The 25,966-nt window shown below is 52.6% G+C and carries 26 protein-coding genes; 23 read left to right on the top strand and 3 right to left on the bottom strand.

The window, feature by feature from the left end; all coding sequences use genetic code 11:
* Window positions 1–142: 142 nt before the first annotated feature.
* From ftsY to OGX95_RS14070, 5 genes are all read left to right on the top strand, one after another.
* A complete protein-coding gene (gene ftsY / locus OGX95_RS14090) occupies window positions 143–1,675 on the top strand; it encodes a signal recognition particle-docking protein FtsY (protein ID WP_286629871.1) in 1,533 nt (510 codons plus the stop codon).
* 2 nt (window positions 1,676–1,677) lie between these two features.
* On the top strand, window positions 1,678–2,346 hold the full coding sequence (gene ftsE, locus OGX95_RS14085) for a cell division ATP-binding protein FtsE (protein ID WP_137381973.1): 669 nt from the start codon (window positions 1,678–1,680) through the stop codon (window positions 2,344–2,346).
* The gene (gene ftsX, locus OGX95_RS14080; protein ID WP_286629870.1) at window positions 2,339–3,397 is read left to right on the top strand and encodes a permease-like cell division protein FtsX; all 1,059 of its coding nucleotides are present in this window, start codon (window positions 2,339–2,341) and stop codon (window positions 3,395–3,397) included. Before ftsE ends, ftsX begins: the two co-directional genes overlap by 8 nt.
* A 253-nt stretch (window positions 3,398–3,650) precedes the next feature.
* Window positions 3,651–4,505 (top strand): RNA polymerase sigma factor RpoH, encoded by an 855-nt coding sequence (gene rpoH, locus OGX95_RS14075; RefSeq protein WP_286629869.1) that lies wholly within the window; start codon window positions 3,651–3,653, stop codon window positions 4,503–4,505.
* A 269-nt stretch (window positions 4,506–4,774) separates the two neighbouring features.
* Window positions 4,775–5,878 carry a branched-chain amino acid ABC transporter substrate-binding protein gene (locus tag OGX95_RS14070; protein ID WP_286629868.1) on the top strand — a complete coding sequence of 368 codons (1,104 nt, stop codon included), beginning with the start codon at window positions 4,775–4,777 and terminating at the stop codon, window positions 5,876–5,878.
* A gap of 84 nt (window positions 5,879–5,962) precedes the next feature.
* Here OGX95_RS14070 and panM read toward each other — a convergent pair whose 3' ends face one another.
* On the bottom strand, window positions 5,963–6,346 hold the full coding sequence (gene panM, locus OGX95_RS14065; RefSeq protein WP_005121587.1) for an aspartate 1-decarboxylase autocleavage activator PanM: 384 nt from the start codon (window positions 6,344–6,346) through the stop codon (window positions 5,963–5,965).
* A 496-nt stretch (window positions 6,347–6,842) separates the two neighbouring features.
* Between panM and livK the strand changes: the two genes are divergently transcribed.
* From livK to ugpQ, 12 genes are all read left to right on the top strand, one after another.
* Entirely contained in the window at window positions 6,843–7,952 is a 1,110-nt protein-coding gene (livK, locus tag OGX95_RS14060) for a high-affinity branched-chain amino acid ABC transporter substrate-binding protein LivK (RefSeq protein ID WP_286629867.1), read from the top strand.
* A 61-nt stretch (window positions 7,953–8,013) separates the two neighbouring features.
* Complete coding sequence (livH, locus tag OGX95_RS14055; RefSeq protein WP_003023435.1) at window positions 8,014–8,940, top strand: high-affinity branched-chain amino acid ABC transporter permease LivH; 927 nt, start codon at window positions 8,014–8,016, stop codon at window positions 8,938–8,940.
* A complete protein-coding gene (gene livM / locus OGX95_RS14050) occupies window positions 8,937–10,214 on the top strand; it encodes a branched chain amino acid ABC transporter permease LivM (protein ID WP_137381969.1) in 1,278 nt (425 codons plus the stop codon). Before livH ends, livM begins: the two co-directional genes overlap by 4 nt.
* The gene (livG, locus tag OGX95_RS14045) at window positions 10,211–10,978 is read left to right on the top strand and encodes a high-affinity branched-chain amino acid ABC transporter ATP-binding protein LivG (RefSeq protein WP_286629866.1); all 768 of its coding nucleotides are present in this window, start codon (window positions 10,211–10,213) and stop codon (window positions 10,976–10,978) included. Before livM ends, livG begins: the two co-directional genes overlap by 4 nt.
* Before the next feature lie 17 nt (window positions 10,979–10,995).
* Complete coding sequence (livF, locus tag OGX95_RS14040; protein ID WP_271441318.1) at window positions 10,996–11,709, top strand: high-affinity branched-chain amino acid ABC transporter ATP-binding protein LivF; 714 nt, start codon at window positions 10,996–10,998, stop codon at window positions 11,707–11,709.
* A gap of 88 nt (window positions 11,710–11,797) precedes the next feature.
* Window positions 11,798–12,019, top strand: a complete 222-nt coding sequence (locus OGX95_RS14035) for a type II toxin-antitoxin system Phd/YefM family antitoxin (RefSeq protein ID WP_286629865.1) — start codon at window positions 11,798–11,800, stop codon at window positions 12,017–12,019.
* A complete protein-coding gene (locus OGX95_RS14030; protein ID WP_286629864.1) occupies window positions 12,016–12,384 on the top strand; it encodes a type II toxin-antitoxin system death-on-curing family toxin in 369 nt (122 codons plus the stop codon). Before OGX95_RS14035 ends, OGX95_RS14030 begins: the two co-directional genes overlap by 4 nt.
* A 262-nt stretch (window positions 12,385–12,646) precedes the next feature.
* Window positions 12,647–13,963, top strand: coding sequence for a sn-glycerol-3-phosphate ABC transporter substrate-binding protein UgpB (ugpB, locus tag OGX95_RS14025; protein ID WP_286629863.1), 1,317 nt, complete (start codon window positions 12,647–12,649; stop codon window positions 13,961–13,963).
* Window positions 13,964–14,075: 112 nt separating this feature from the next.
* Window positions 14,076–14,963 (top strand): sn-glycerol-3-phosphate ABC transporter permease UgpA, encoded by an 888-nt coding sequence (ugpA, locus tag OGX95_RS14020; protein WP_286629862.1) that lies wholly within the window; start codon window positions 14,076–14,078, stop codon window positions 14,961–14,963.
* Complete coding sequence (gene ugpE, locus OGX95_RS14015; RefSeq protein WP_137381964.1) at window positions 14,960–15,805, top strand: sn-glycerol-3-phosphate ABC transporter permease UgpE; 846 nt, start codon at window positions 14,960–14,962, stop codon at window positions 15,803–15,805. Before ugpA ends, ugpE begins: the two co-directional genes overlap by 4 nt.
* Before the next feature lie 2 nt (window positions 15,806–15,807).
* The gene (locus OGX95_RS14010) at window positions 15,808–16,878 is read left to right on the top strand and encodes a sn-glycerol-3-phosphate import ATP-binding protein UgpC (RefSeq protein WP_286629861.1); all 1,071 of its coding nucleotides are present in this window, start codon (window positions 15,808–15,810) and stop codon (window positions 16,876–16,878) included.
* Window positions 16,875–17,618, top strand: a complete 744-nt coding sequence (gene ugpQ / locus OGX95_RS14005; RefSeq protein WP_286629860.1) for a glycerophosphodiester phosphodiesterase — start codon at window positions 16,875–16,877, stop codon at window positions 17,616–17,618. The genes OGX95_RS14010 and ugpQ overlap by 4 nt, the downstream gene beginning before the upstream one ends.
* On the opposite strand, the gene OGX95_RS14000 is transcribed toward ugpQ, so the two are convergent.
* On the bottom strand, window positions 17,615–18,058 hold the full coding sequence (locus OGX95_RS14000; RefSeq protein ID WP_202037535.1) for a DUF2756 family protein: 444 nt from the start codon (window positions 18,056–18,058) through the stop codon (window positions 17,615–17,617). The genes ugpQ and OGX95_RS14000 overlap by 4 nt on opposite strands.
* 117 nt (window positions 18,059–18,175) lie before the next feature.
* Between OGX95_RS14000 and ggt the strand changes: the two genes are divergently transcribed.
* A complete protein-coding gene (gene ggt, locus OGX95_RS13995; RefSeq protein ID WP_286629858.1) occupies window positions 18,176–19,930 on the top strand; it encodes a gamma-glutamyltransferase in 1,755 nt (584 codons plus the stop codon).
* 63 nt (window positions 19,931–19,993) lie between these two features.
* Here the strand turns inward: ggt and yhhY are convergent, their stop codons facing one another.
* A complete protein-coding gene (gene yhhY / locus OGX95_RS13990) occupies window positions 19,994–20,482 on the bottom strand; it encodes an N-acetyltransferase (protein WP_286629857.1) in 489 nt (162 codons plus the stop codon).
* 460 nt (window positions 20,483–20,942) lie between these two features.
* On the opposite strand from yhhY, the gene OGX95_RS13985 reads away from it, so the two are divergent.
* From OGX95_RS13985 to gntU, 5 genes are all read left to right on the top strand, one after another.
* The gene (locus OGX95_RS13985) at window positions 20,943–21,980 is read left to right on the top strand and encodes an oxidoreductase (RefSeq protein WP_286629856.1); all 1,038 of its coding nucleotides are present in this window, start codon (window positions 20,943–20,945) and stop codon (window positions 21,978–21,980) included.
* A gap of 123 nt (window positions 21,981–22,103) precedes the next feature.
* The gene (gene yhhW / locus OGX95_RS13980) at window positions 22,104–22,799 is read left to right on the top strand and encodes a quercetin 2,3-dioxygenase (RefSeq protein ID WP_286629855.1); all 696 of its coding nucleotides are present in this window, start codon (window positions 22,104–22,106) and stop codon (window positions 22,797–22,799) included.
* Between the two features lie 92 nt (window positions 22,800–22,891).
* Entirely contained in the window at window positions 22,892–23,887 is a 996-nt protein-coding gene (gene gntR / locus OGX95_RS13975; protein ID WP_038634949.1) for a gluconate operon transcriptional repressor GntR, read from the top strand.
* A 141-nt stretch (window positions 23,888–24,028) separates the two neighbouring features.
* The gene (gene gntK, locus OGX95_RS13970; RefSeq protein ID WP_032940611.1) at window positions 24,029–24,559 is read left to right on the top strand and encodes a gluconokinase; all 531 of its coding nucleotides are present in this window, start codon (window positions 24,029–24,031) and stop codon (window positions 24,557–24,559) included.
* Window positions 24,559–25,899 (top strand): gluconate transporter, encoded by a 1,341-nt coding sequence (gene gntU, locus OGX95_RS13965; RefSeq protein ID WP_137381956.1) that lies wholly within the window; start codon window positions 24,559–24,561, stop codon window positions 25,897–25,899. The genes gntK and gntU overlap by 1 nt, the downstream gene beginning before the upstream one ends.
* Window positions 25,900–25,966: the final 67 nt, after the last annotated feature.

The following is a 25,966-nucleotide window of genomic DNA, read 5'->3' as shown; positions in this document are numbered from 1 at the left end:
TCGGGATTCGTACGCTTGCCGCCTTGACGTAACTCGAAATTCATTGGGTATAAGTGATAGACTATTTCATCATTTTTTTAGCTGCTATGTACATAGCGTTGACGCTGTGCCATGAAGCAACAGCGGGGGAGTGTAGTCGCAAATGGCGAAAGAGAAAAAACGTGGCTTTTTTTCCTGGCTGGGCTTTGGTCAAAAAGAGCAGGCACCGGAAAACGAGACAGAACTAAAAAACGAAGAGCAACAACCGGTTACTGAAGAAGCTACCGTCGTTGATGAGCCGTCACGCGCGCAGGAAACGCATAGCGAGGCGGAAACGGAAGCCTTTGCTGCCGAAGTCGTGGAAGTCACTGAACAGGTTGCGGAAATTGAAAAACTGCAGCCTGAAGAAGAACCTGTTGCTCAGCAACAGCAACCGAACGTTGAACCGGTTGTTGAATCAATCGTGGAAACACCGGTACCCGCGGCAGTGACCGAACACGAAGAATTACCGCTGCCGGAAGAGGTTAAAGCCGAAGACGTTTCACCAGAAGAGTGGCAGGCTGAAGCGGAAACCGTTGAAATTGTTGAGGCAGTTGAAGAAGAAGCTGAAAACGAGCCACAGCTAACGGATGAAGAGCTGGAAGCACAGGCGCTGGCAGCTGAAGCGGTGGACGAAATTGCTGAAGATGCCGCGATTGTTGAGCCTGCTGAAGACACGTCAGCAGCAGAAGAGGCCGTAGTAGAAGACGCTGTGCAGGAGCAGGAAAAACCGACGAAAGAAGGTTTCTTTGCGCGCCTGAAACGTAGCCTTCTGAAAACAAAAGAAAACCTCGGTTCCGGATTTATCAGTCTGTTCCGCGGTAAAAAGATCGACGATGATCTGTTTGAAGAATTGGAAGAGCAACTGCTGATCGCCGATGTGGGCGTAGAAACAACCCGCAAGATCATTGCAAATCTGACAGAAGGCGCCAGCCGCAAGCAGCTCAAAGATGCAGAAGCGTTGTACGGCCTGCTGAAAGATGAGATGGGCGAGATTCTGGCTAAAGTTGATGAACCGCTGAATGTTGAGGGTAAAACGCCATTTGTTATCTTAATGGTTGGCGTTAACGGCGTGGGTAAAACCACCACCATTGGCAAGCTGGCGCGTCAGTTTGAGCAGCAGGGTAAATCAGTGATGCTGGCAGCGGGCGATACCTTCCGTGCAGCGGCAGTAGAGCAGTTGCAGGTCTGGGGTCAGCGTAACAATATTCCGGTCATTGCTCAGCACACCGGTGCGGATTCTGCCTCCGTTATCTTTGACGCTATTCAGGCGGCGAAGGCGCGAAACGTAGACGTACTGATTGCTGATACCGCGGGTCGCTTGCAGAACAAATCGCACCTGATGGAAGAATTGAAAAAAATCGTTCGTGTGATGAAGAAGCTGGACGTTGATGCACCGCATGAAGTTATGCTGACTATCGATGCCAGTACCGGGCAGAATGCGATAAGCCAGGCCAAACTGTTCCATGAAGCGGTGGGTTTAACCGGTATCACCCTGACCAAGCTGGACGGAACGGCGAAAGGCGGGGTCATTTTCTCGGTTGCCGATCAGTTTGGCATCCCTATCCGCTATATCGGTGTGGGCGAACGTATCGAGGATTTACGTCCGTTTAAAGCGGGCGATTTTATAGAGGCACTTTTTGCCCGAGAGGATTAACAATGATTCGCTTTGAACATGTCAGCAAGGCCTATCTCGGTGGGAGACAAGCGCTGCAAGGAGTCACATTCCATATGCAGCCTGGCGAGATGGCGTTTCTGACCGGCCACTCCGGCGCGGGTAAAAGTACCCTGCTGAAGCTGATCTGTGGAATTGAACGGCCCAGTGCCGGGAAGATCTACTTCAGCGGGCACGACATCAGCCGTTTGAAAAACCGTGAAGTGCCGTTTCTGCGTCGCCAGATCGGCATGATTTTTCAGGATCACCACCTGTTGATGGACAGAACCGTCTTCGACAATGTGGCAATCCCACTGATCATTGCGGGTGCCAGCGGTGACGATATTCGTCGCCGCGTGTCGGCGGCACTGGATAAGGTCGGACTGTTGGACAAAGCGAAGAACTTCCCGATTCAACTCTCCGGCGGTGAACAGCAGCGTGTGGGCATCGCCCGCGCGGTGGTGAACAAGCCTGCAGTACTGCTGGCGGATGAACCGACGGGGAACCTTGACGATGCACTATCAGAAGGGATCCTGCGTCTGTTCGAAGAGTTTAATCGCGTCGGGGTAACGGTATTAATGGCGACGCACGATATTGGGCTGATCTCCCGTCGTTCTTATCGGCAGCTTGTCCTGAGTGACGGACACCTGCATGGAGGCCTGGTGAATGAATAGACGCGACGCTATCAATCAAATCAAACAGTTCGGTGGACGACTGGATCGTTTCCGTAAATCGGGCGGTGCGCCGGGTGATGGTGGGCGGAACGCGCCGAAGCGCGCGAAAGCGTCGCCAAAACCGAACTCACGTAAAACCAACGTCTTTAACGAGCAAGTGCGCTATGCGTTCCAGGGGGCGTTGCAGGACCTGAAAAGTAAACCGTTGGCGACGTTCCTGACGGTGATGGTTATTGCTATCTCACTGACGTTGCCAAGTGTTTGTTACATGGTCTACAAGAACGTGAACCAGGCGGCAAGCCAGTATTACCCGTCCCCGCAGATCACCGTATATCTGCAAAAAACGCTGGATGATGATGCAGCGGCACGTGTGGTGGGGCAGTTACAGGCCGAGCAGGGCGTGGAGAAAGTGAATTACCTCTCCCGTGACGATGCGCTGGGCGAATTCCGTAACTGGTCCGGCTTTGGCGGTGCGCTGGATATGCTGGAAGAGAACCCACTTCCAGCCGTGGCGGTGGTTATTCCGAAACTGGATTTTCAGGGCACGGAATCACTGAACACGCTGCGCGATCGTATTGCACAAATCAACGGTATTGATGAAGTACGCATGGATGACAGCTGGTTTGCGCGACTTGCTGCGTTAACGGGCCTGGTCGGTCGTGTGTCAGCGATGATTGGCGTGCTGATGGTCGCGGCGGTCTTCCTGGTCATCGGTAACAGTGTGCGTCTGAGCATTTTTGCGCGTCGCGATACCATTAACGTGCAGAAACTGATTGGTGCAACGGATGGATTTATCCTGCGCCCGTTCCTCTACGGTGGCGCACTGCTCGGTTTTTCTGGCGCATTTCTTTCACTGATTTTGTCAGAAATTTTGGTGATGCGGCTGTCGTCAGCGGTTACAGAAGTGGCGCAAATTTTCGGAACAAAATTTGATATCAATGGCTTATCATTCGATGAGTGCCTGCTACTCCTACTGGTATGCTCAATGATTGGCTGGGTGGCAGCCTGGCTTGCCACGGTTCAACATTTACGCCACTTTACCCCCGATTAAAAAATCTCTGGTATAATCTTTCCCTGCACTGAGTAGTTCGCTCTGCAGGGAAAGAGCCCTGTTTTCTCTTCCCGGCGCATTCATCGTGATGTCACATTTTGTGCGTAATTTATACACATTACGACATGGAACTTGTGGATAAAATCACTGTCTGATAAAAGATTGAATGATATTCTCGTTGCTCATAAGCTCTGGCATGGTTGTTGCTTTTGGTTTTTACCAACGCCAGATGACAAAGATTGAGAGGATTTGAATGACCAAAGAAATGCAAAATTTAGCTTTAGCCCCTGTTGGTAACCTGGAGTCTTACATCCGGGCTGCGAACGCGTGGCCGATGTTGTCGGCTGACGAGGAGCGGCTACTTGCTGAAAAGCTGCATTACCAGGGCGATCTGGAAGCAGCTAAAACGCTGATCCTGTCTCACCTGCGCTTTGTTGTTCATGTTGCTCGTAACTACGCGGGCTATGGCCTGCCGCAGGCGGATCTGATTCAGGAAGGTAATATCGGCCTGATGAAAGCCGTGCGTCGTTTCAACCCGGAAGTGGGTGTACGCCTGGTTTCTTTCGCCGTGCATTGGATCAAGGCTGAGATCCACGAATACGTTCTACGAAACTGGCGTATCGTGAAAGTCGCGACCACCAAAGCACAGCGCAAGCTGTTCTTTAACCTGCGTAAAACCAAGCAGCGTCTGGGCTGGTTTAATCAGGATGAAGTGGAAATGGTTGCCCGCGAGCTGGGGGTTTCCAGCAAAGACGTGCGTGAAATGGAATCCCGTATGACGGCGCAGGACATGACGTTTGACATGTCTTCGGACGACGAGTCCGACAGCCAGCCGATGGCTCCGGTTCTGTATCTGCAGGATAAATCCTCCAACTTTGCTGATGGCATTGAAGAGGATAACTGGGAAGATCAGGCCGCGAACAAGCTGACTCACGCAATGGAAGGTCTGGACGAGCGTAGCCAGGATATTATCCGCGCCCGCTGGCTGGACGAAGACAACAAGTCTACGTTGCAGGAACTGGCCGATCGCTACGGCGTTTCCGCTGAACGTGTTCGTCAGCTTGAAAAGAACGCGATGAAAAAACTGCGCGCCGCAATCGAAGCGTAACCTTCCAGTCAATCTGGACATGTGAGAAACCCTGGATGCAAATCCGGGGTTTTTTGTTTTTATCTCTCCTCTTCTCTCCTGACGTTTATGCTTTTTGTCATCAAGTTGTTATCTGCATGTCAAATTTAGCTATTCCAAAATAATAAAAATCGGGTATGTTTTAGCAGAGTATGCTGCTAAAGCACGGGTGGCTATCCAATAATCGATATAAAGTGCTGAGCAACAACATCACAACACACGTAATAACCACAATAATGGGGATTGTCAGGATGAATATGAAGGGTAAAGCGTTATTGGCAGGATGTATCGCCCTGTCTTTGAGCAATATGGCCTTTGCTAAGGATATTAAAGTTGCCGTCGTCGGCGCGATGTCCGGCCCGGTGGCGCAGTATGGCGATCAGGAATTTACTGGCGCAGAACAGGCCATTGCAGATATCAACGCCAGGGGCGGTGTGAAAGGTGACAAACTGGTTATGGTGAAATATGACGATGCCTGTGACCCGAAGCAAGCGGTAGCGGTTGCTAACAAAGTGGTCAACGACGGGATTAAATACGTTATCGGCCACCTGTGCTCATCGTCCACTCAACCTGCATCAGATATCTATGAAGACGAAGGTATTCTGATGATCACCCCTGCGGCAACGGCACCGGAACTGACCGCGCGCGGCTATAAACTGGTGATGCGTACCACCGGTCTGGATTCCGATCAGGGCCCAACGGCCGCCAAATATATCGTTGAAAAAGTGAAACCGAAACGCATTGCTATCGTTCACGACAAACAGCAGTACGGCGAAGGCCTGGCGCGCTCCGTGCAGGACAACCTCAAGAAAGCCAACGCTGACGTGGTGTTCTTCGACGGGATCACCGCCGGTGAGAAAGACTTCTCTACGCTGGTGGCACGTCTGAAGAAAGAGAACATCGACTTTGTTTACTACGGCGGTTACCACCCGGAAATGGGGCAGATCCTGCGCCAGGCACGCGCTGCGGGTCTGAAAACCCAGTTTATGGGACCTGAAGGGGTCGCGAACGTGTCGCTGTCTAACATTGCGGGTGAATCGGCAGAAGGCTTGCTGGTGACTAAGCCGAAGAACTACGACCAGGTGCCGGCGAACAAACCGATTGTGGATGCTATTAAAGCCAAGAAACAGGATCCGAGCGGCGCATTCGTATGGACCACCTACGCCGCGCTGCAGTCTTTGCAGGCCGGTCTGAACCAGTCTGACGATCCGGCTGAAATTGCCAAATACCTGAAAGCAAACTCAGTGGAAACCGTAATGGGGCCGCTGTCATGGGATGCGAAAGGCGACCTGAAAGGCTTCGAATTTGGCGTGTTTGATTGGCATGCTAACGGCACAGCTACAGATGCTAAGTGAGTAACTGCCCGGTGGCGCTTTGCTTACCGGGCCTACAACGAGCACTTTGTTGGCCGGGTAGCGTCAGCGCCTCCCGGCTTTCTTTTAGCGCTTCTCCCAGCCATTCTCCTGGGCCGTAAATCCTAACGCCTGCATAAACGCCGCCATCACGCTGCGGTCTTCAACACCAACATCCGCCATCCACCATGAACTTACGTCCGGGTTTTCGCGGAGAGTTTCTTCAACCAAATACTGTCCAACGCCGCGGCGACGGGTGATATCGCGCACACGTAAGGAATCCAGTGCACCTTGCGTACCGCTCAGGGTGACGCGTACTGCGCCAAGCAGGCGCTCGTTAAAGCGTGCGGCATAGATCCGGTGCGTTTCATCTACGCTTAATGACGAGGCGGAATATTCCGGCCAGATTTTGCCAAGATCGATGAGATCCTGAGCACTAAAGTTTTCTAAACGAACGATGGTCAGCTTCATTTACAGCATGTCCAAATCACAAAAGATGGAATCAGTGTACCGAAATAATTCACCCGGACGCTTTCTCTTTTTTATGCGATTAACCAGGTTAATCGTTTTGTGGCAACAGCAATGGCAGTTTGAAACAGCAAAGATTGAAAAACAGGCAGAATAATACCCTGGAATGCAGCATTTTATTCGGCTCTTTGTACCGTTATTTTATGCTGACAAATGCACTTTTTTTTGTTTATCTATAGTGAAAAGCAGAATATTATCTTTTCTTAATAGACTGAAATATAGAGATTTTAGCCTGATTTTGCTTAAAAGACTGTGCTAAACCATTAATGAGACTGGTAAAAATAGTACAGTTCAAAAAAGCATAGCCTGCTTTTTAACCACATAAATACAAAATAAATACACACAGTCATTCAAGGTGCATCAATGTGAACGCACGTAGCCAACACCGAGGCAGCTTGAAGGATGAAGTGTTACATCATCACGAATGGGGATTCAGGTAATGAAACGGAATGCGAAAACAATCATCGCAGGGGTGATAGCACTGACAATGTCGCACGCTGTCATGGCGGAGGATATCAAGGTCGCTGTTGTTGGCGCGATGTCAGGTCCGGTCGCGCAGTGGGGCGATATGGAATTTAATGGTGCACGTCAGGCGATTAAAGATATCAATGCCAAAGGTGGGATCAAAGGCGACAAGCTGGTAGCCGTGGAATATGACGACGCCTGCGATCCAAAACAGGCCGTTGCCGTCGCGAACAAAATCGTCAACGACGGCATTCAGTATGTGATAGGACATCTGTGCTCATCGTCGACTCAACCGGCATCAGATATTTACGAAGACGAAGGCATTCTGATGATTTCTCCGGGAGCGACTAACCCGGAACTGACGCAGCGTGGTTATGCGCACATCATGCGCACCGCGGGTCTGGACTCCTCTCAGGGGCCGACTGCCGCAAAATACATTCTGGAGAAGGTGAAGCCACAGCGTATCGCCATCATTCATGACAAACAGCAGTACGGTGAAGGCCTGGCGCGTTCGGTGCAGGACAGCCTGAAAGCAGGTAAAGCCAACATCGTCTTCTTTGATGGGATCACCGCCGGGGAGAAAGATTTTTCTGCGCTGATCGCCCGCCTGAAAAAAGAAAATATCGACTTCGTTTATTACGGTGGCTACTACCCGGAAATGGGGCAAATGCTGCGTCAGGCGCGATCAGTTGGCCTGAAGACGCAGTTTATGGGGCCAGAGGGCGTGGGAAATGCCTCACTGTCTAACATTGCCGGTGATGCCGCTGAAGGCATGTTGGTTACCATGCCAAAACGCTATGACCAGGACCCGGCTAACAAAGCTATCGTTGATGCGCTCAACGCTGACAAGAAAGATCCTACCGGACCTTACGTATGGATCACCTACGCAGCCGTTCAGTCACTGGCGACAGCGATGGATCGTAGCGGCAGCAAAGAGCCGTTGGACCTGGTGAAAGATCTTAAAGCACACGGGGCTGATACCGTGATTGGGCCGCTGAAATGGGACGAAAAAGGCGATTTGAAGGGATTTGAGTTTGGTGTCTTCCAGTGGCACGCGGATGGTTCATCGACTGTCGCGAAGTAATACCTGAAGACGCGTTATCCCACCGCCCGTGCAAAACGGGCGGGTTTAAAAAGGTTACCTTATGTCCGAGCAGTTCCTCTATTTCTTGCAGCAGATGTTTAACGGCGTCACGCTGGGAAGCACCTACGCGCTGATCGCCATTGGCTACACGATGGTGTACGGCATTATCGGCATGATCAACTTCGCCCATGGCGAGGTGTATATGATCGGCAGTTATGTCTCCTTTATGATCATTGCTGCGCTAATGATGATGGGTATTGATTCCAGCTGGCTGCTGGTTGCCGCGGGATTCGTCGGTGCCATTGTGATTGCCAGCGCCTACGGCTGGAGCATTGAACGTGTGGCATATCGGCCCGTACGCAGCTCCAAGCGGCTGATTGCGCTGATTTCCGCCATCGGGATGTCTATCTTCCTGCAAAACTACGTCAGTCTGACGGAAGGCTCACGCGATGTGGCGCTGCCTAGCCTGTTTAACGGTCAGTGGACTGTCGGCAGCAGTGAAAACTTCTCTGCGTCTATCACCACCATGCAGTTGGTTATCTGGATTGTGACCTTCCTTGCGATGCTGGCGCTGACGCTGTTTATCCGCTATTCGCGTATGGGACGCGCCTGTCGAGCCTGCGCGGAAGACCTGAAAATGGCCAGCCTGCTCGGTATTAACACTGACCGCGTGATCGCGCTGACTTTTGTGATTGGCGCAGCAATGGCGGCGGTAGCAGGTGTATTGCTTGGACAGTTCTACGGTGTAATTAACCCCTATATTGGCTTTATGGCCGGAATGAAAGCCTTTACCGCGGCGGTTCTTGGCGGTATCGGTAGCATTCCTGGGGCGATGATCGGCGGCCTGATTCTGGGCGTGGCGGAAGCGCTCTCCTCTGCTTATCTGAGTACGGAATACAAAGATGTGGTGTCATTCGCACTGCTGATTCTGGTGCTGCTGGTAATGCCGACCGGTATTCTGGGTCGCCCGGAGGTAGAGAAAGTATGAAACCGATGCATTTTGCAATGGCGCTGCTTTCAGCGGTCATGTTTTTCATCCTGGCGGGCGTCTTCATGGGCGTTCAACTGGAACTGGATGGCACGAAGCTGGTGGTGGATACCGCTGCGGATATCCGCTGGCAGTGGGTGTTCATCGGTACTGGCGTGGTCTTTCTTTTCCAACTGCTGCGTCCGGTTTTCCAGAAGAGCCTGAAGAGCGTCTCCGGACCGAAGTTCATTCTGCCGGCGATTGATGGCTCAACCGTTAAACAGAAGCTGTTCCTGGTGGCGCTGCTGGTCATTGCTGTTGCATGGCCATTTATGGTGTCGCGCGGCACGGTGGATATCGCTACGCTGACGATGATTTATATCATCCTCGGCCTCGGCTTAAACGTGGTGGTCGGCCTTTCCGGCTTGCTGGTGCTGGGCTACGGCGGCTTCTATGCCATTGGGGCGTATACCTTTGCGCTGCTGAACCACTATTACGGTCTTGGTTTCTGGACCTGTTTGCCGCTGGCGGGACTGGTATCGGCGGCGGCAGGTTTCCTGCTTGGCTTCCCGGTTCTGCGTCTGCGCGGCGACTACCTGGCAATAGTGACCTTAGGCTTTGGCGAAATTGTGCGCATCCTGTTGCTCAATAATACTGAAGTCACCGGTGGCCCGAACGGTATCAGCCAGATCCCTAAACCCACCTTTTTCGGTCTGGAATTCAGCCGTAGCGCCCGTGAAGGCGGCTGGGATACCTTCAGCAACTTCTTTGGTGTGAAATACGATCCCTCTGACCGTGTGATTTTCCTCTACCTGGTGGCACTGCTGCTGGTGGTCTTCTCGCTGTTTGTCATCAACCGCCTGTTGCGTATGCCGCTGGGCCGTGCATGGGAAGCGCTGCGTGAAGATGAAATTGCCTGTCGTTCACTGGGCTTAAACCCTACGCGCATCAAGCTGACTGCCTTTACCATCAGCGCTGCGTTTGCCGGTTTTGCCGGAACGCTGTTTGCCGCGCGCCAGGGTTTTGTCAGTCCGGAATCTTTCACCTTTGCCGAGTCGGCCTTTGTGCTGGCGATTGTCGTGCTGGGGGGGATGGGATCGCAGTTTGCGGTGATCCTGGCGGCCATCCTGCTGGTGGTCTCACGTGAACTGATGCGTGATTTCAATGAATACAGCATGTTAATGCTGGGTGGTTTGATGGTGCTGATGATGATCTGGCGTCCGCAGGGCTTGCTGCCGATGACCCGTCCACAGTTGAAGCTGAAAAACGGGGAAGCAAAAGGAGAGCAGGCATGAGTCAGCCATTATTATCGGTTAGCGGCCTGATGATGCGTTTTGGCGGCCTGCTGGCAGTCAACAATGTGTCTTTGGATTTGCATAAAAAAGAGATTGTCTCTCTGATTGGCCCGAACGGCGCGGGGAAAACCACGGTCTTCAACTGCCTGACCGGGTTTTATAAGCCGACCGGTGGGACGATAAAGTTGCGCGACCAGCACCTTGAAGGGCTGCCGGGCCAGCAAATTGCGCGTATGGGCGTGGTGCGTACCTTCCAGCATGTGCGTCTGTTTCGCGAAATGACAGTGATTGAAAACCTGCTGGTGGCGCAGCATCAGCAACTGAAAGCAGGGGTTTTCTCCGGGCTGCTAAAAACCCCGGCTTTTCGCCGCGCGCAGGATGAAGCGCTGGACCGCGCTGCCACCTGGCTTGATCGTATCGGTCTGCTGCAGCATGCTAACCGGCAGGCGAGCAACCTGGCCTATGGTGACCAGCGCCGTCTTGAGATTATCCGTTGCATGGTCACTCAGCCGGAAATTCTGATGCTCGATGAACCTGCTGCGGGTCTTAACCCGAAAGAAACCAAAGAGCTGGATGAGCTGATTGCCGAACTGCGCAACCATCACAACACCACCATTTTGCTGATTGAACACGACATGAAGCTGGTGATGGGCATTTCAGACCGTATTTACGTGGTGAACCAGGGGACGCCGCTGGCGAACGGGACACCGGAGCAGATTCGTAACAACCCGGACGTGATCCGCGCCTATTTAGGTGAAGCATAATGGTGGTGAGGCATAAGATGGAAAAAGTCATGTTGTCTTTTGACAACGTCAACGCCCACTACGGCAAGATCCAGGCACTGCACGATGTCAGCTTGTACATCAATCAGGGTGAAATCGTGACGCTTATCGGTGCCAACGGTGCGGGGAAAACCACGCTACTCGGAACGCTGTGCGGCGATCCTCGGGCAACAAGTGGGCGTATTGTCTTTGATGGTAAAGATATTACCGACTGGCAGACGGCAAAAATCATGCGTGAAGCGGTGGCGATTGTCCCGGAAGGGCGTCGCGTATTTTCCCGTATGACGGTAGAAGAGAACCTGGCGATGGGGGGCTTTTTTGCCGAGCGTGACCAGTTTCAGGAGCGTATCCAATGGGTATACGACCTGTTCCCACGTCTGCATGAGCGTCGTATCCAGCGTGCGGGAACCATGTCTGGTGGTGAGCAGCAGATGCTGGCGATTGGCCGGGCTTTGATGAGCCAGCCGCGTTTGTTGCTGCTTGATGAGCCGTCTCTGGGGCTGGCACCGATCATTATCCAGCAGATCTTTAACACCATTGAGCAATTGCGCGAGCAGGGGATGACGATTTTCCTCGTCGAACAAAACGCCAACCAGGCACTGAAACTCGCTGACCGTGGCTACGTGCTGGAAAACGGTCACGTGGTGTTGGAAGATACCGGTGATGCATTGCTGGCGAACGAAGCGGTGCGCAGCGCTTATCTGGGCGGGTAAATTCCCTTCTTCAGAAAAGGAGCCGAAATGGCTCCTTTTTTGTACATATTGATTGTACAATTAAGTTGTACAACATAAGGGACGTTCTATGCGTACGGTTAACTATAGCGAAGCTCGACAGAATCTGGCCGAAGTCCTGGAAACTGCTGTTAGCGGGGTTCCAGTCACCATTACACGCCGTGGTCATAAGTCTGCGGTCATCATCAGTGCGGAAGAGTTTGAACGTTATCAGTCTGCCAGACTCGATGATGAATTTGCCGACATCATGAGGGTACATGGTAATGAAATCAGGGAGCTGGCGGATAAATGACGCTTCAGTTTATCTCAGCGGAAGAGATAATCCGTTTTCATGAGAAGTTGTTAAGTGTCACGCCTGGTGTTGCGGGAATGCCAGATCCTGGGCGTGCAGAAGCACTGATGTATCGGGTATTAAATCAAATTGAATATGAAGGTGTGACTGACGTGTGGCTGCTGGCAGCAATGCATTTGCTGGCTATTTCCCGGGGACATATCTTTAATGATGGTAACAAACGTACTGCGTTATTTATTACGTTGCTGTTTTTAAAACGTAATGGGATCGCATTATCTGCAAATCCTGATTTTGTCGCCATGACTGTTGATGCGGCTGCGGGGCAACTTATGTTAGAGCAGATTGCGCGTCGTCTGCGTGGATGAAATCGGCCTCTGCCAGTTGCCTGTAGACACAATATCTACCGTGTGCGGTAAAACTGCTTCTGTTGGCGTTACCTGACTTTGTTGTGCACCAACGCCCACTTTCCTTTCTCGTAACCTTCACCGCCTTGCCATCTGTTTGTCGCCTTACTATCTTTTTTTTGTAATAAAAAAGTTATTTTTCTGTCATTCGAGCATGTCATGTTACCCCCGCGAGCATAAAACGCGTGATATCGCGCATCCGGCACAACAAGAGAGATAACCGATGATATCGTTACGACATACAGCTTTAGGACTGGCACTTAGCCTGGCATTTGCAGGTCCGGCACTGGCAGTTACCTCCATTCCGTTCTGGCATTCAATGGAAGGTGAACTGGGTAAAGAAGTTGATTCACTGGCGCAACGTTTTAATGAGGCTCATCCTGACTACAAAATTGTTCCGCAGTACAAAGGCAACTATGAGCAGAGTCTGAGCGCAGGTATTGCCGCCTTCCGTACTGGCAACGCACCTGCGCTGCTGCAGGTCTATGAAGTCGGTACCGCAACGATGATGGCCTCCAAAGCCATTAAACCGGTCTACGAAGTGTTTAAAGAGGCCGGGATTAACTTCGATGAATCTCAGTTCGTGCCGACGGTTTCAGGTTATTACACCGACTCTAAAACCGGACACTTGCTCTCTCAGCCGTTTAACAGTTCCACCCCGGTGCTGTACTACAACAAAGACGCTTTCAAAAAAGCCGGTTTAGATCCTGAGCAACCGCCGAAAACCTGGCAGGATCTGGCGGAATACACCGCGAAGCTGAAAGCCGCAGGTATGAAGTGCGGGTATGCCAGCGGCTGGCAGGGCTGGATCCAGATTGAAAACTTCAGCGCCTGGAACGGATTACCGGTCGCGACTAAAAATAACGGTTTTGACGGTACTGATGCAGTACTGGAGTTCAACAAGCCGGAGCAGGTGAAACATATCGCCCTGCTGGAAGCGCTGAATAAAAAGGGCGATTTCAGCTACTTCGGGCGTAAAGATGAATCCACCGAGAAGTTCTATAACGGTGATTGTGCGATTACCACCGCGTCTTCTGGCTCCCTGGCTGACATCCGCCACTACGCGAAATTCAACTATGGCGTCGGCATGATGCCGTACGATGCCGATGTGAAGGGCGCGCCGCAGAACGCGATTATCGGTGGGGCCAGTCTGTGGGTGATGCAGGGTAAAGACAAAGCAACCTACCAGGGCGTCGCGGAGTTCCTCAACTTCCTGGCGAAACCTGAAATTGCTGCTGAATGGCATCAGAAAACAGGTTATTTGCCCATCACTACCGCCGCCTACGATCTGACCCGTGAGCAGGGTTTCTATGATAAGAACCCAGGCGCGGATATCGCCACCCGTCAGATGCTGAACAAGCCGCCGTTGCCGTTCACTAAAGGGCTGCGCCTGGGCAATATGCCGCAGATCCGTACCATCGTGGATGAAGAGCTGGAAAGTGTATGGACCGGGAAGAAAACCCCGCAACAGGCGCTGGATGCTGCCGTTGAACGTGGCAACCAGTTACTGCGCCGCTTTGAGCAATCGACGAAATCGTAATGTGAAATGCCGGGTGGCGGCTTTGCCTTACCCGGCCTACAACTATGCGTAGTTTGTAGGCCGGATAAGGTGCTTGCACCGCCATCCGGCACCTTCCAGGAAAAAAAACGACATGTCCTCATCCCGTCCGGTGTTCCGCTCGCGTTGGCTTCCCTATCTACTGGTTGCCCCGCAGTTGGTCATCACCGTTATTTTCTTTATCTGGCCTGCCGGTGAAGCGCTGTGGTACTCACTGCAAAGCGTTGATCCCTTTGGTCTTTCCAGCCAGTTTGTCGGGCTGGATAACTTCGTCGCGCTGTTCCATGATCCGTACTACCTTGATTCGTTCTGGACCACTATCAAGTTCAGCGCGTTGGTTACGGTAAGCGGCCTGTTGGTGTCGTTATTTTTTGCCGCGTTGGTGAATTACGTGGTACGCGGAAGCCGTTTTTATCAAACGCTGATGCTGTTGCCCTACGCCGTTGCGCCCGCGGTTGCTGCCGTGCTGTGGATCTTTCTGTTCAACCCAGGACGTGGGCTGATTACCCATTTTCTCGCTGAATTTGGCTATGACTGGAACCATGCGCAAAACAGCGGTCAGGCGATGTTTCTGGTGGTGTTTGCATCGGTCTGGAAGCAGATTAGTTACAACTTCCTGTTTTTCTTTGCCGCACTGCAGTCGATCCCGCGTTCACTGATCGAAGCGGCTGCAATTGATGGCGCAGGGCCGATTCGCCGCTTCTTTAAGCTGGCGCTACCGCTAATTGCACCGGTGAGCTTTTTTCTGCTGGTGGTGAACCTGGTTTACGCCTTCTTTGACACCTTCCCGGTGATCGATGCTGCGACAGCGGGCGGGCCGGTGCAGGCTACCACCACGCTAATTTATAAAATCTATCGTGAAGGTTTTGTCGGACTGGATCTCTCCGCATCAGCCGCGCAGTCGGTAGTGCTGATGTTCCTCGTCATTATTTTGACGGTGGTGCAGTTCCGCTATGTGGAAAGTAAGGTGCGTTACCAATGATTGAGAATCGTCGCGGGCTGACAATATTCAGCCATACCATGTTGATTCTGGGGATCATGGTGATCTTGTTTCCGCTGTACGTCGCGTTTGTTGCGGCGACGCTGGATAACAAAGCGGTGTTTGAAACGCCGATGACGCTGGTACCCGGCACACAACTGCTGGAAAACATGAAATACATCTGGGTCAATGGTGTGGGGGTGAATAGCGCACCGTTCTGGCTGATGATGCTCAACAGTTTCATCATGGCATTCAGTATTACGGTGGGAAAAATCACCGTCTCTATGCTGTCCGCGTTTGCCATTGTCTGGTTTCGCTTTCCTCTGCGTAACCTGTTCTTCTGGATGATTTTTATCACCCTGATGCTGCCGGTGGAGGTGCGTATCTTCCCGACGGTGGAGGTTATCGCCAACCTGAAGATGCTCGACAGTTATGCGGGTCTGACGTTGCCGCTCATGGCATCGGCTACCGCGACATTCCTGTTCCGTCAGTTCTTTATGACGCTACCAGATGAACTGGTTGAAGCGGCGCGTATTGACGGTGCGTCGCCGATGCGTTTTTTCCGCGATATCGTGCTGCCGCTGTCGAAAACCAATCTGGCGGCACTGTTCGTGATCACTTTCATCTACGGCTGGAACCAATATCTGTGGCCGTTGTTAATTATTACCGACGTTAACCTGGGCACCGCCGTAGCAGGCATCAAAGGCATGATTGCTACCGGCGAAGGCACTACCCAATGGAACCAGGTGATGGCAGCCATGCTGCTGACGCTCATCCCTCCGGTAATCATCGTGTTAGCCATGCAGCGTGCCTTCGTACGCGGCCTGGTCGATAGTGAGAAATAAAAATGGCTGGTTTAAAACTACAGGCAGTAACCAAAAGCTGGGACGGCAAAACCCAGGTGATTAAACCACTGACGCTGGACGTCGCGGACGGGGAATTCATTGTGATGGTAGGCCCATCCGGTTGCGGTAAGTCTACACTGCTGCGAATGGTCGCCGGTCTGGAGCGGGTGAGCGGCGGCGATATCTGGATTGATAATAAGCGTGTCACCGAAATGGAACCGAAAGATCGTGGTATTGCGATGGTGTTCCAGAACTATGCACTCTACCCGCATATGAGCGTGGAAGAAAACATGGCCTGGGGACTGAAGATTCGGGGAATGGGCAAGGAGCATATTGCCGAGCGGGTGAAAGAGGCGGCGCGTATTCTTGAACTGGGCGAACTGCTCAAACGCCGTCCGCGTGAACTTTCTGGCGGCCAACGTCAGCGTGTGGCGATGGGGCGGGCGATTGTCCGTGATCCGGCGGTTTTCCTGTTCGATGAACCGCTTTCAAACCTTGATGCAAAGCTGCGTGTGCAGATGCGTCTTGAGTTACAACATCTGCATCGCCGACTGAAAACCACCTCGTTGTACGTCACCCACGATCAGGTTGAGGCGATGACGCTGGCCCAGCGTGTGCTGGTGATGAACAAGGGCATTGCTGAACAGATTGGCACGCCAGTGGAAGTCTACGAAAAACCCGCCAGTCGCTTTGTGGCGAGCTTTATCGGCAGTCCGGCCATGAACTTACTTGATGGGCACATCAGCGCCACAGGCAGCCATTTTGAGCTGGAGAGCGGCATGTCATTGCCCCTCGGTAAGGATTATTCTCGCTTCATTGGGCGTAACATGACGCTGGGTATCCGCCCGGAGCATATTGCGCTAAGCTCGCAGGCCGAAGGCGGTGTGCCGCTGGTGTTAGATACGCTGGAAATGCTGGGCGCAGATAACCTGGCACACGGACGTTGGGGTGAGCAAAAGCTGGTGGTGCGACTGGCGCATCAGCATCGCCCGACGGCAGGCAGCACGCTATGGTTGCATCTGCCAGACAATCATTTGCATCTCTTTGATGGCGAAACAGGACAACGCGTATGAGTAACTGGCCTTATCCCCATATTGTCGCCCATCGTGGTGGCGGTAAGTTGGCTCCGGAAAATACCCTGGCGGCGATTGACATGGGGGCGCGATACGGGCACACCATGATTGAATTCGATGCCAAATTGTCGAAAGACGGTGAGATCTTTCTGCTGCATGACGACAATCTGGAACGTACCAGCAACGGCTGGGGCGTTGCGGGCGAACTGAACTGGCAGGATCTTCTGCGTGTTGATGCCGGCGGCTGGTTTAGCGGTGAGTTTAAAGGCGAGCCATTGCCGCTGCTCTCCCAGGTGGCAGAGCGCTGCCGCCAGCATGGCATGATGGCGAATATTGAGATCAAACCGACCACGGGAACCGGAACGCTCACCGGGAAAGTCGTGGCACTGGCCGCGCGTGAACTGTGGTCGGGAATGACGCCACCGCTGCTGTCATCTTTTGAAATTGATGCGCTTGAAGCGGCGCAGCAGGCGGTGCCTGAGCTGCCGCGTGGTTTGCTGCTAGATGAGTGGCGTGATGACTGGCGAGAGCTCACCACCCGGTTGGGCTGTGTCTCTATTCATCTTAATCATAAGCTGCTGGATGAGGCGCGTGTGGATGCGTTGCGCGATGCGGGGCTGCGGATTCTGGTGTATACCGTCAACCGACCCCAGCGCGCGGCAGAACTGCTACGCTGGGGAGTAGACTGCATCTGTACCGATGCGATTGATGTCATCGGACCGGATTTCCAGCCCAGTTAAGGTCCAAGCGTTTTTAACGGGACATTAGGTTGCGGCGTGCTGGACGGTTTTAGCATGTCGCCATTCTTTTTTTCCGGCAGCATCTGTTGCTGTTTATTCAGCGAGTTGTCCGGGTTATGCGTTCCGCTTAACATCCCGCCATTGCTGTTGGGCAGCATTTGCTGCTGACCGGAATTCAACTCACCTGGCTGAGACTGACGTACTCGCTGGGAGTTGGTGTTGATTTGGTTTTCCATATGCTGTTGCTGCATGCGTGTCTGCGTTTGCAACTGCTGGTTGAGCATCCCTTTCTGCTGAATTTGCTGCGTTTGCATTTGTGTTTGCATACGCTGTTGACTCGGGATCTGATAACCGGGTTGATTCGGGTTATTCATGGTGTTGATTGGCTGTGCAAAGCCTGCAAACGGCAATAGCATGGCTAAAAGTAAGAGTCGTTTCATCGCTTTTCTCCTCTCGGGGATCTCTTAAGTTTACTCCTTTCTCACCGTTACGATGATTATTTCAGAGTTATGCACCAGGCTTAATGGGGGCCGACCCCGTACATCTGGAGAATAACGATGATAAAACCGACGTTTTTACGCCGGGTAGCCATTGCTGCTCTGCTCTCAGGAAGTTGTTTTAGCGTTGCTGCTGCACCGGCTGCACCGGCTGCGCCGCCACCGGTATCCTACGGTGTTGAAGAAGATGTGTTCCATCCTGTGCGTGCGCAGCAGGGGATGGTGGCTTCCGTGGATGCGCTGGCCACGCAGGTTGGGGTTGATATTCTCAGACAGGGCGGTAATGCCGTCGATGCTGCCGTCGCCGTGGGTTATGCGCTGGCGGTGACGCATCCGCAGGCGGGTAACCTGGGCGGTGGTGGCTTTATGATGCTGCGCACCAAAGACGGGAAGACGACAGCAATTGATTTCCGTGAAATGGCGCCAGCTGGTGCGACTCGCGATATGTTCCTTGATGAACAGGGTAACGCCGATGCTAAAAAGTCACTAACTTCGCATCTGGCTTCCGGTACGCCCGGCACCGTGGCGGGGTTTTCGCTGGCCCTGGATAAGTACGGTACGCTGCCGTTGAATAAAGTGGTACGTCCGGCAATGAAGCTGGCGGAAGAGGGATTTGTGGTTAACGACGCACTGGCCGACGATTTGAAAACCTACGGCAGCGAAGTCATCCCCAACCACGAAAATAGCAAAGCCATTTTCTGGAAAGATGGCGAGCCGCTGAAAAAGGGCGATAAGCTGGTACAGAAGAACCTGGCAAAAAGCCTGGAGATGATTGCTGAGAATGGCCCTGATGCGTTTTATAAAGGGGCTATTGCCGATCAGATAGCCGAGGAGATGAAGAAGAATGGCGGGCTGATCACCAAAGCGGACTTAGCTGACTACAAAGCCGTAGAGCGTGCGCCAATCAGCGGTGACTACCGTGGTTATCAGGTCTTCTCGATGCCGCCTCCATCTTCCGGGGGGATTCATATTGTTCAGATCCTCAACATTCTCGAAAACTTCGATATGAAAAAGTACGGGTTTGGCAGCGCCGATGCCATGCAGGTAATGGCTGAAGCAGAAAAATATGCCTATGCTGACCGTTCCGAGTATCTTGGCGATCCGGATTTTGTGAAAGTGCCGTGGCAGGCGCTGACCAACAAAGCTTATGCTAAATCGCTTGCCGATCAGATTGATATCAACAAAGCGAAGCCTTCCAGCCAAATCAAGCCTGGCAAACTTGCTCCCTATGAAAGTAACCAGACCACCCATTTCTCAGTGGTGGATAAAGACGGTAACGCCGTGGCGGTGACTTACACCCTGAATACCACCTTCGGAACCGGCATTGTGGCGGGTAACACCGGCATTCTGCTCAATAATGAGATGGATGATTTCTCTGCTAAACCGGGTGTGCCGAACGTTTACGGACTGGTGGGAGGCGATGCCAACGCCGTCGGACCGAAGAAACGTCCGTTGTCGTCGATGTCGCCGACTATTGTGGTTAAAGACGGGAAAACCTGGTTGGTTACCGGCAGCCCTGGCGGGAGTCGAATTATCACTACCGTACTGCAAATGGTGGTCAACAGCATTGATTTTGGGATGAACGTCGCTGAAGCCACCAACGCTCCGCGCTTCCACCATCAGTGGTTGCCGGATGAACTGCGCGTTGAAAAAGGTTTTAGCCCGGACACCGTCAAGCTGCTGGAGCAGAAAGGACAGAAAGTGGTGCTGAAAGAAGCAATGGGCAGCACGCAGAGCATTATGGTTGGACCGGATGGCGCACTGTACGGTGCGTCCGACCCGCGTTCTGTGGATGATTTAACCGCAGGATATTGATGGTATTGCCGGGTCTGCCGTTGAGACAGGCCCGGCGAGTGCTTCCTGGCGGTTTCTTCCCCGTTATTTCACGCGCGCCATAAAGTAAGCATCAACGTACTCACCGTTGCGCAGGCCATATTTCTTGCCGGTGCCTTCGATTTCAAAGCCGTACTTCTTATAGACTGCGACCGCAGGCTCATTATCGACAAACACGGTTAACTCAATGCGATCGACGCGCAGCCAGTTGTCGCACATGTCGATCATTGTGCGAATCAGGGCGCTGGCAACGCCGCGGTTTTGCCAACGAGCGTCAACACAAATACCAAAATCAGCGACGTGGCTGCGGCGCGGGCGTTGGGCGACTGCAATGGAAAGATGTCCCACGACGATATCATCAATGCAGGCAACCAGCTGCTTGACGCCGGGCTGCTCGGCGAGTCGCACTTGCCACATCTCCATGGAAGGATGAGGAACCTGTAGCGTGTTGTGGTACACCTCCGGCTGCGCATGGATTTGACGAATGGCGTCGTAATCTTTTGGTTCAGCGTGGCGTATCACTATCTCAGTCATTCCTTATCTCCTTCAGGGGTAATTGTGCATTTACACTCGCTGAGATTAAAAAATCCGTCAACTGCATTTTTTTGCAAAAATAAGTAGACAAGTGCGAATGAGAATGATTATTATTGCTCTGCGTTCAGGGGAACCCCTACGGAGAACCTGAAAGCACGACATTGCTCACATTGCTTCCAGTATTACTTTAGCCAGCCTTGCGCTGGCTTTTTTTTTGTTTTGTTTCAGCCTGGCTTACTTGTCACTTTGTCCCCGGGAAGTGCTCGTGCTCCTCACGTACATTGAGTACGCTCCGGGCCCTGCGCGCTTGCCGTGAACAAACTGACGGCGACGCCGACGGCCGATCTTTTCGTTTTGTAGGCCGGATGAGGCTTCGCCGCCCTCCGGCAAAGAATCCAACATTCAGTCTCCAGCCGCTTTGCGCTATGGTGTAGACATTCACCTTCAGAAGGATTGTCTCATGGCCTTACATTGCGCATTTATTGGTTTTGGCAAAAGTACCACTCGCTACCATTTACCTTATGTCCTGAACCGCAAAGACAGCTGGCATGTGGCACATATTTTTCGCCGCAACGCGAAACCGGAAGAGCAGGCGCCGCAGTATTCACATATCCATTTCACCAGCGACCTCGACGAGATCTTAAATGATCCGCTGGTGAAACTGGTGATTGTTTGCACCCACGCTGACAGCCACTTTGAATACGCGAAGCGCGCGCTGGAAGCAGGTAAAAGCGTGCTGGTGGAGAAACCGTTCACGCCGACGCTGACCGAGGCAAAAGTGCTGTTCGACCTGGCGCAAAGCAAGGGATTGACCGTTACGCCATATCAGAATCGTCGTTTTGACTCCTGTTTCCTCACCGCGAAAAAAGTCATTGAAAGCGGTAAGTTGGGCGAGATTGTTGAAGTTGAAAGCCATTTTGACTATTACCGCCCAGTCGCTGAAACTAAACCAGGTCTGCCTCAGGACGGCGCATTTTATGGTTTGGGCGTACACACCATGGATCAAATTATCTCCCTGTTCGGCCGCCCGGATCATGTGGCCTATGACATCCGTAGCCTGCGCAATAAAGCGAATCCCGATGATACTTTTGAAGCGCAACTGTTCTACGGCGACCTGAAGGCTATCGTCAAAACCAGTCATCTGGTGAAAATCGACTATCCGAAGTTTATCGTTCATGGCACCAAAGGCTCGTTTGTGAAGTACGGCATCGATCAGCAGGAAACCAGCCTGAAGGCCAATATTATGCCGGGAGAACCCGGTTTTGCCGCTGACGATTCCATTGGGCTGCTGGAGTATGTCAACGACGACGGTATCACGGTGCAAGAACAGGTGGCACCAGAAGTGGGCGACTATGGCCGCGTCTATGACGCGCTGTATCAGACGCTGACAGTGGGTACGCCTAATTACGTCAAAGAATCTGACGTTCTCACCAATCTGGAACTGCTCGAACGCGCCTTCGAACAGGCCTCTCCGGCGACGATAACCCTCGCGAAATAGCATGAGTCGACTCCTCTGGGTTTATTCATATTTTTTGAACAGAGGAGTCAATTTTCACCCTCTATGATCCCTGGGCGATTGAGTCCACACTTATCCCATCGAAAACATCTGGGGGTGAACACAATGATCTATTTACGTAAAGCAAACGACCGTGGTCATGCTAATCATGGCTGGCTTGATTCCTGGCATACCTTCTCGTTTGCCAACTACTATGACCCGAATTTTATGGGGTTCTCGGCACTGCGCGTGATCAACGATGACGTGATCGACGCAGGTCAGGGCTTTGGTACTCATCCCCATAAAGACATGGAAATTCTGACCTACGTGCTGGAAGGCGCGGTGGAACATCAGGACAGCATGGGCAACAAAGAGCAGGTTCCAGCCGGTGAATTCCAGATTATGAGCGCCGGGACGGGGATCCGTCACTCGGAGTACAACCCGAGCGACACTGAGAAGCTGCATCTGTATCAGATTTGGATCATCCCGCAGGAAAACGGGATTACACCCCGTTACGAGCAACGTCGTTTCGATGCTGTTCAGGGCAAACAGCTGGTGCTGTCGCCGGATGCGCGTGATGGTTCATTGAAAGTATACCAGGATATGGAGCTGTACCGCTGGGCGCTGCTTAAAGATGAACAGTCGGTGCATCAAATCGCCGCTGAACGTCGCGTCTGGATCCAGGTCGTGAAAGGCAACGTCACCATCAATGGGACGAAAGCGTCTACCAGTGATGGCCTGGCTATCTGGGATGAGCAGGCAATTTCAATCCATGCCGATAGCGACAGCGAAGTGTTGTTGTTTGATTTGCCACCGGTATAAATAAATGTCACAACCTTCCCGAGTAATCGGGAAGGTTCACGTACGTCCGTGGTAAACTGAGGGAATCTATCCCTTTTATATCTTTCAGGACGATGAAAAAGAAAAGACCCGTACTTCAGGATGTAGCCGACCGCGTGGGCGTGACCAAAATGACGGTCAGCCGTTTTTTGCGTAACCCGGAGCAGGTCTCCGTGGCGCTGCGGGGCAAAATTGCCGCTGCACTTGATGAGCTGGGTTATATTCCCAATCGTGCTCCTGATATCCTTTCTAATGCCACCAGCCGTGCAATTGGCGTGCTGTTACCGTCTCTCACCAACCAGGTTTTTGCTGAAGTCCTGCGCGGCATTGAAGCCGTCACCGACGCCCATGGCTATCAAACCATGTTGGCGCACTACGGCTATAAACCTGAGATGGAACAAGAGCGGCTGGAATCAATGCTGTCGTGGAATATCGATGGTCTGATCCTCACTGAACGCAGCCATACACCCCGGACGTTGAAAATGATCGAAGTGGCGGGGATCCCGGTCGTTGAATTGATGGACAGCCAGTCTCCGTGTCTGGATATCGCTGTCGGTTTCGACAACTTCGAAGCGGCCCGGCAAATGACCGCGGCGATCATCGCACGCGGGCACCGTCATGTTGCCTATCTTGGTGCGCGTCTTGATGAACGTACTATCATCAAACAGCGGGGTTACGAACAGGCTATGCGCGACGCCAACCTGGTGCCGTACAGCGTGATGGTTGAACAGTCTTCTTCCTACTCCTCCGGTATCGAGCTTATCCGTCAGGCACGGCGTGAATACCCGCAGCTGGACGGTGTTTTTTGTACCAACGATGACTTAGCGGTAGGCGCAGCATTTGAATGTCAGCGTTTGGGATTAAGAATACCCGATGATATGGCGATTGCCGGTTTTCACGGTCACGATATCGGCCAGGTGATGGAACCGCGCCTGGCGAGCGTACTGACGCCGCGTGAAAGAATGGGCAGTATTGGCGCTGAGCGTCTGCTGGCGCGCATCCGTGGTGAGGCCGTCACGCCTAAAATGTTAGATTTAGGTTTCACCTTGTCACCGGGCGGATCTATTTAGCCCAACAAGTTTGAAGTAGCTCACACTTATACACTTCTGGCACGAATGGATATTGCTTCTCTATTTATCCGGCTGGACAATGTTACCGATAACAGTTACCCGTAACAATTTCCTGATTCTTGTACCAGTGGGGGCAACGCTTTGAGCACGACTAATCATGATCACCACGTTTACGTTCTGATGGGCGTATCGGGCAGCGGTAAATCTGCTGTCGCCAGCGAAGTGGCGCATCAACTGCAGGCCGCGTTTCTTGATGGCGATTTTCTCCATCCGCGCAGCAACATCATGAAAATGGCTTCCGGTGAGCCGTTAAATGATGACGACCGTAAACCGTGGTTACAGGCGCTGAATGACGCCGCCTTCGCGATGCAGCGCACCAACAAGGTTTCGCTGATCGTCTGCTCTGCCTTGAAAAAAGACTATCGTGACCAGCTGCGTGACGGTAACCCGAATCTCTCTTTCATCTACCTGAAAGGGGATTTTGACGTTATCGAAAGTCGTCTGAAGGCGCGTAAAGGCCACTTCTTCAAAACGCAGATGCTGGTAACTCAGTTTGAAGCGCTGGAAGAACCGGGGGCGAATGAAAACGATGTTCTGGTGGTGGATATCGATCAGCCGCTGGACGGTGTGGTAGCGAGCACCATTGAGGTTATTAACCAGGGCAGTAAGTAGTGACTACATTAACGCTTGTTTTAACAGCAGTAGGGTCCGTTTTATTACTGCTGTTTTTAGTGATGAAGGCGCGTATGCACGCCTTCGTTGCTTTGATGGTGGTATCCATTGGTGCAGGTCTCTTTTCCGGTATGCCGCTCGATAAAATCGCGGCAACGATGGAAAAAGGGATGGGAGGCACGCTCGGCTTTCTGGCAATTGTGGTGGCGCTGGGTGCGATGTTTGGCAAGATTTTGCATGAAACCGGCGCAGTCGATCAGATCGCCGTCAAAATGCTGAAATCCTTCGGTCACAGCCGTGCGCATTATGCGATCGGTCTGGCCGGTCTGATTTGCGCGCTACCGCTGTTCTTTGAAGTGGCGATTGTGCTGCTGATAAGTGTCGCATTTTCGATGGCGCGCCATACGGGAACTAACCTGGTGAAGCTGGTTATTCCACTGTTTGCGGGGGTGGCTGCTGCTGCTGCGTTCCTGCTGCCAGGGCCGGCGCCAATGCTGCTGGCTTCGCAAATGCACGCTGACTTTGGCTGGATGATCCTGATTGGCCTGTGTGCGGCGATTCCTGGCATGATTATCGCCGGGCCGCTGTGGGGCAACTTTATCAGCCGTTACGTTGAGCTGCATGTACCAGAAGACATTACCGAGCCGCATCTGGGCGAAGGCAAAATGCCCTCCTTTGGCTTCAGCCTGTCGCTGATCCTGCTGCCGCTGGTGCTGGTTGGTCTGAAAACCATCGCCGCACGTTTTGTGCCGGTCGGTTCTACTGCGTATGAATGGTTCGAATTTATCGGTCATCCGTTCACTGCGATTCTGGTCGCCTGCCTGGTCGCTATTTATGGTCTGGCAATTCGCCAGGGTATGGCGAAAGACCGGGTGATGGAGATCTGCGGCCACGCGCTGCAGCCCGCGGGGATTATTCTGCTGGTGATTGGTGCCGGTGGCGTGTTCAAGCAGGTGCTGGTTGATTCCGGTGTCGGTCCTGCTCTGGGGGAAGCGTTAACCGGTATGGGCTTACCGATTGCCATTACCTGCTTCGTGCTGGCTGCGGCGGTACGTATTATTCAGGGTTCCGCGACCGTAGCCTGCTTAACGGCTGTGGGTCTGGTGATGCCAGTGATTGAACAGCTGAACTTCTCCGGCGCGCAGATGGCGGCACTGTCTATTTGCATCGCGGGTGGTTCGATCGTGGTCAGCCACGTGAATGACGCAGGTTTCTGGTTGTTTGGTAAATTTACCGGTGCAACCGAAGCGCAAACGCTGAAGACCTGGACGATGATGGAAACCATCCTCGGTACGGTCGGTGCAATTGTCGGGATGATTGCTTTCCAGCTGTTGAGCTGATGGTATTGCCCGGTGGCGATTGCGCTTACCGGGCCTGCATCAAGTACATATCCATACCGTAGGCCGC

It is taken from the genome of Citrobacter sp. Cu233 (assembly GCF_030332225.1).
Taxonomy (GTDB): domain Bacteria; phylum Pseudomonadota; class Gammaproteobacteria; order Enterobacterales; family Enterobacteriaceae; genus Citrobacter.
The sequence above is the reverse complement of the archived record's forward strand: the minus strand, read 5'-3'. Positions and strand labels throughout refer to the sequence as shown.

Bases quoted from the DNA above. Each gene is read 5' to 3' on its own strand.
- ftsY (WP_286629871.1), top strand. From the start codon at position 143: ATGGCGAAAGAGAAAAAACGTGGCTTTTTTTCCTGGCTGGGCTTTGGT.
- ftsE (WP_137381973.1), top strand. From the start codon at position 1,678: ATGATTCGCTTTGAACATGTCAGCAAGGCCTATCTCGGTGGGAGACAA.
- ftsX (WP_286629870.1), top strand. From the start codon at position 2,339: ATGAATAGACGCGACGCTATCAATCAAATCAAACAGTTCGGTGGACGA.
- rpoH (WP_286629869.1), top strand. From the start codon at position 3,651: ATGACCAAAGAAATGCAAAATTTAGCTTTAGCCCCTGTTGGTAACCTG.
- OGX95_RS14070 (WP_286629868.1), top strand. From the start codon at position 4,775: ATGAATATGAAGGGTAAAGCGTTATTGGCAGGATGTATCGCCCTGTCT.
- panM (WP_005121587.1), bottom strand. From the start codon at position 6,346: ATGAAGCTGACCATCGTTCGTTTAGAAAACTTTAGTGCTCAGGATCTC.
- livK (WP_286629867.1), top strand. From the start codon at position 6,843: ATGAAACGGAATGCGAAAACAATCATCGCAGGGGTGATAGCACTGACA.
- livH (WP_003023435.1), top strand. From the start codon at position 8,014: ATGTCCGAGCAGTTCCTCTATTTCTTGCAGCAGATGTTTAACGGCGTC.
- livM (WP_137381969.1), top strand. From the start codon at position 8,937: ATGAAACCGATGCATTTTGCAATGGCGCTGCTTTCAGCGGTCATGTTT.
- livG (WP_286629866.1), top strand. From the start codon at position 10,211: ATGAGTCAGCCATTATTATCGGTTAGCGGCCTGATGATGCGTTTTGGC.
- livF (WP_271441318.1), top strand. From the start codon at position 10,996: ATGGAAAAAGTCATGTTGTCTTTTGACAACGTCAACGCCCACTACGGC.
- OGX95_RS14035 (WP_286629865.1), top strand. From the start codon at position 11,798: ATGCGTACGGTTAACTATAGCGAAGCTCGACAGAATCTGGCCGAAGTC.
- OGX95_RS14030 (WP_286629864.1), top strand. From the start codon at position 12,016: ATGACGCTTCAGTTTATCTCAGCGGAAGAGATAATCCGTTTTCATGAG.
- ugpB (WP_286629863.1), top strand. From the start codon at position 12,647: ATGATATCGTTACGACATACAGCTTTAGGACTGGCACTTAGCCTGGCA.
- ugpA (WP_286629862.1), top strand. From the start codon at position 14,076: ATGTCCTCATCCCGTCCGGTGTTCCGCTCGCGTTGGCTTCCCTATCTA.
- ugpE (WP_137381964.1), top strand. From the start codon at position 14,960: ATGATTGAGAATCGTCGCGGGCTGACAATATTCAGCCATACCATGTTG.
- OGX95_RS14010 (WP_286629861.1), top strand. From the start codon at position 15,808: ATGGCTGGTTTAAAACTACAGGCAGTAACCAAAAGCTGGGACGGCAAA.
- ugpQ (WP_286629860.1), top strand. From the start codon at position 16,875: ATGAGTAACTGGCCTTATCCCCATATTGTCGCCCATCGTGGTGGCGGT.
- OGX95_RS14000 (WP_202037535.1), bottom strand. From the start codon at position 18,058: ATGAAACGACTCTTACTTTTAGCCATGCTATTGCCGTTTGCAGGCTTT.
- ggt (WP_286629858.1), top strand. From the start codon at position 18,176: ATGATAAAACCGACGTTTTTACGCCGGGTAGCCATTGCTGCTCTGCTC.
- yhhY (WP_286629857.1), bottom strand. From the start codon at position 20,482: ATGACTGAGATAGTGATACGCCACGCTGAACCAAAAGATTACGACGCC.
- OGX95_RS13985 (WP_286629856.1), top strand. From the start codon at position 20,943: ATGGCCTTACATTGCGCATTTATTGGTTTTGGCAAAAGTACCACTCGC.
- yhhW (WP_286629855.1), top strand. From the start codon at position 22,104: ATGATCTATTTACGTAAAGCAAACGACCGTGGTCATGCTAATCATGGC.
- gntR (WP_038634949.1), top strand. From the start codon at position 22,892: ATGAAAAAGAAAAGACCCGTACTTCAGGATGTAGCCGACCGCGTGGGC.